The organism is Flavonifractor sp. An4, assembly GCF_002161755.1.
Classification (GTDB): Bacteria; Bacillota; Clostridia; order Oscillospirales; family Oscillospiraceae; genus Flavonifractor; species Flavonifractor avicola.
Map to the genome: position 1 here is coordinate 1 of NZ_NFIL01000076.1, position 4160 is coordinate 4160.

The 4160-nt window shown below is 62.5% G+C and carries 1 protein-coding gene; it reads left to right on the plus strand.

From position 1 onward, the window contains the following. Positions 1-4160: DEAD/DEAH box helicase family protein (locus B5F94_RS15495; RefSeq protein WP_158100311.1), on the plus strand; the 4160-nt coding region annotated here is incomplete at both ends.

Genomic DNA, 4160 nt, shown 5'->3' on the forward strand with positions numbered 1-4160 from the left:
CGCTGAACGTGAGCCCACCGCCCGAAACAGAAAAGGCCCCTCCTCCCTCCTCGCCCCTGCCGGAAACTCCGCCCCAGCTCCCGGCCGTGCGCCCTGCCCAAGAGGCAAAGGCCCGGGGAGAAAATTTCCGCATCACGGACGACCACCTGGGCGAGGGCGGACCCAAGGAGAAGTTTCGCCGCAACCTGGACGCCATCCGCACCCTGAAGGCCATCGAGGCAGAAGGACGCGGGGCCACGGCGGAGGAACAGGAAGTCTTGTCCCGCTATGTGGGCTGGGGCGGGCTGCCGGACGCCTTTGACCCGGACAAGGAGAACTGGTCCAAAGAATACAGGGAGCTGAAGGAGGCCCTGACGCCGGAAGAGTACGAATCGGCCCGGGGTTCCGTCCTCAATGCCCACTACACCAGCCCCGCCGTCATCCGCGCCGTCTATGAGGCTCTGGAGCACATAGGCTTTCGGAGCGGCAACATCCTGGAGCCGTCCTGCGGCGTGGGCAGCTTCTTCGGCTGTCTGCCGGAGAGCATGGCCGGGTCGAAACTGTACGGCGTGGAGCTGGACAGCATCAGCGGCCGCATCGCAAGACTGCTCTACCCCAGGGCCCATATCACCGTGGCCGGCTTCGAGACCACGGACCGGCGGGACTTCTACGACCTTGCCGTGGGTAACGTACCCTTTGGAAATTACCAGGTGAACGACCGGGCCTACAACAAACTGGGCTTCTCCATCCACAACTACTTCTTCGCCAAGGCCCTGGATCAGGTGCGCCCCGGCGGCATCGTGGCCTTCCTCACCAGCCGCTACATCATGGACGCCAAGGATTCCGCCGTGCGCCAGTATCTGGCCCAGCGGGCGGACCTGCTGGGGGCCATCCGCCTGCCCAACAACGCCTTCAAGGCCAACGCCGGCACGGAGGTAGTGTCGGACATCCTGTTCCTGCAAAAGCGGAGCAGCCCGCAGGTCACAGAGCCGGAGTGGGTGCAGACCCGGGAAGCGCCGGAGGGCTTCATGGTCAACCGCTACTTCATCCGCCACCCGGAGATGGTGCTGGGCCAGCCCGTAGCCGAGAGCACCCAGTACGGCAAGCAGGACTACACCGTGGCGCCCATCCCCGGCGCGGACCTTGCCCAGCTGCTCCGCGATGCGGTGGGTCATGTCCAGGGCCGCTATGCCGGGGCCGAGCCGCCGGAGCTGGAGGATGGGGCAAAGCCCGCCGCCACGCTTCCCGCCGACCCCGGTGTGAAGAACTACTCCTATGCCCTGGTAGGCGGCCAAGTGTACTACCGGGAAAACAGCGTCATGGTCCGCCCAGAGTTGACCGCTTCGGCGGAGGGACGTGTCAGGGGCATGATCGCCCTGCGGAACTGCGTACACGGCCTTATCGCCCTCCAGATGGACGAGCACAGCACAGACGCCGCCATCCAGGCCAAGCAGCAGGAGCTGGGCCGCCTGTACGACGCCTTCTCCGCCCGGTACGGCCTTATCAACGACCGGGCAAACCGGCAGGCTTTCGACAAGGACAGCGCCTACTACCTGCTCTGTTCCCTGGAGATTCTGGACGATGAGGGGAAACTGAAGCGCAAGGCGGACATGTTCACCAAGCGCACCATCCAGTCCCACCGGGCTGTGACCCATGTGGACACCGCCGCCGAGGCCCTTGCCGTTTCCATCGGAGAGCGGGCCCGGGTGGACCTGGAATTTATGGCGTCGCTCATGGGCGGCAGAGAGCACATCCCCCAAATCGTGGAGGACCTGTCCGGCGTCATCTTCAAAAATCCGGGGACCGGCCCCTTTGACTTCGACGAACAGGGCGAACACTGGGACAAGGGCTGGCAGACGGCGGACGAGTATCTCTCCGGGAATGTGCGCCGGAAACTCCGTGCCGCGCAGATGATCGCAGAACAGGACCCCTTCTTCGCCAAGAATGTGGAGGCGCTCCAGGCCGCCCAGCCCCGGGACCTGGACGCTTCGGAAATCGAGGTGCGCCTGGGCGCTACCTGGATTGACCCGTCCTATATCCAGCAGTTCATGTATGAGGTGTTCCAGACCCCGGTACGCCTGCGTGAGTACATCCGTGTGCTGTATTGCCGGCAGACGGCGGAGTGGTCCATCACCGGAAAGGGCACCGTCCCATACAACGATGTGGCCGCCTGGACTACTTACGGCACCGACCAGACCAGCGCCTATAAAATCCTGGAGGACAGCCTGAACCTGCGGGATGTCCGCATCTACCGAACGGTAAACGATCCGAACGGGCAGGAGCGGCGTGCGCTGGACAGCAAGGAGACCACCCTGGCCTCACAGAAGCAACAGGCCATTCGGGACGCATTCCGCGACTGGATCTGGAAGGACCCGGAGCGGCGGCAGGCCCTGGTACAGCAATACAATGAGCAGATGAACTGCATCCGGCCCCGGGAATATGATGGGAGCCACATCACCTTCGGCGGCATCAACCCGGCCATTCAGCTTCGGCCCCATCAGCTCAACGCCATCGCCCGGGTGCTGTACGGCGGCAACACGCTCCTGGCCCATGAGGTGGGCGCGGGCAAGACCTTCGAGATGGTCGCCGCCGCCATGGAGTCCAAGCGCCTGGGCCTATGCCAGAAGTCCATCTTCGTGGTGCCTAACCACCTGACCGAGCAGACCGCCTCGGAGTTCCTGCGGCTCTACCCCTCCGCCAACATCCTTGTGACAACCAAAAAGGACTTCGAGAAGCGCAGCCGCAAGAAGTTCTGTGCCCGCATCGCCACCGGGGACTATGACGCCGTCATCATCGGCCAAAGCCAATTTGAGAAGATACCCATGAGCCCGGAACGGCAAAAGCGGATGCTGGAAGAACAAATCGACGACATCGAAGAAGGCATCCGGGAGGTCAAGAGGGCCAAGGGCGAGCGGTTCACCATCAAGCAGCTGGAGCAATCGAAAAAGTCTTTGATGGCCCGGCTGGAAAAGTTGCAGGCCAACCACCGCAAGGACGATGTTGTGACCTTTGAACAGCTGGGCGTTGACCGGATGTTCGTGGACGAGGCGGATTTCTATAAGAACCTGTTCCTCTACACCAAGATGCGGAATGTGGCTGGCCTCTCCACGTCCGACGCCCAGAAGTCCAGCGATATGTTCCTGAAATGCCGCTACCTGGACGAGCTGACCGGGAACCGGGGCGTCATCTTCGCCACCGGGACCCCCATCTCCAACTCCATGACGGAACTCTACACCATGCAGCGGTATCTGCAATACGACAGGCTCCAGGAGCTGGACATGACCCACTTCGACAGCTGGGCTTCCAGGTTTGGAGAGACCGTGACGGCGCTGGAACTGGCCCCGGAGGGGACCGGCTACCGGGCCCGCACCCGCTTCTCCAAATTCTTCAACCTCCCGGAACTGATGAGCCTCTTCAAAGAGGTTGCGGACATCCAGACAGCAGATCAGCTCCATCTTCCCGTGCCGGAGGTGGAGTACCACAATATCGTCTGCCAGCCTACCGAATTCCAGAAGCAGATGGTCCAGGAACTGTCCAAGCGGGCGAGCAAGGTACATAGCGGCAAGGTGGAACCCAGAGAGGACAACATGCTCAAAATCACCTCGGACGGCCGCAAGCTGGGACTGGATCAGCGCATTCTCAACCCCCTGCTCCCGGACGACCCTGGGAGCAAGGTCAATCAGTGCGTCGGCAACATCCTGCGCATCTGGAGAGAGGGGGCGGCAGACAAGCTGACCCAGCTGGTATTCTGCGACATCTCCACGCCCCAGGCCACTTCCGGACAATTCACCGTCTATGACGACCTGCGGCGCAAACTTGTCCGCGGCGGCATCCCGGAGGAGCAGGTCGCCTTCATCCATGAGGCCGGCACCGAGGCGAAGAAGAAAGAGTTGTTTGCCAAGGTCCGCTCCGGCCAGGTGCGCGTCCTGATGGGCAGTACACAGAAAATGGGGGCGGGCACCAATGTCCAGGACCGTCTCATCGCCATGCACGACCTGGACTGCCCGTGGCGGCCCCGGGACCTGACCCAGCGCAAAGGCCGCATCGAGCGGCAGGGGAACCGCAACCCTCTCGTCCATGTGTACCGCTATGTCACCGAGGGCACCTTCGACGCCTATCTGTGGCAGACCGTGGAGAAGAAACAGCAGTTCATCAGCCAAATCATGACCTCCAAATCCCCG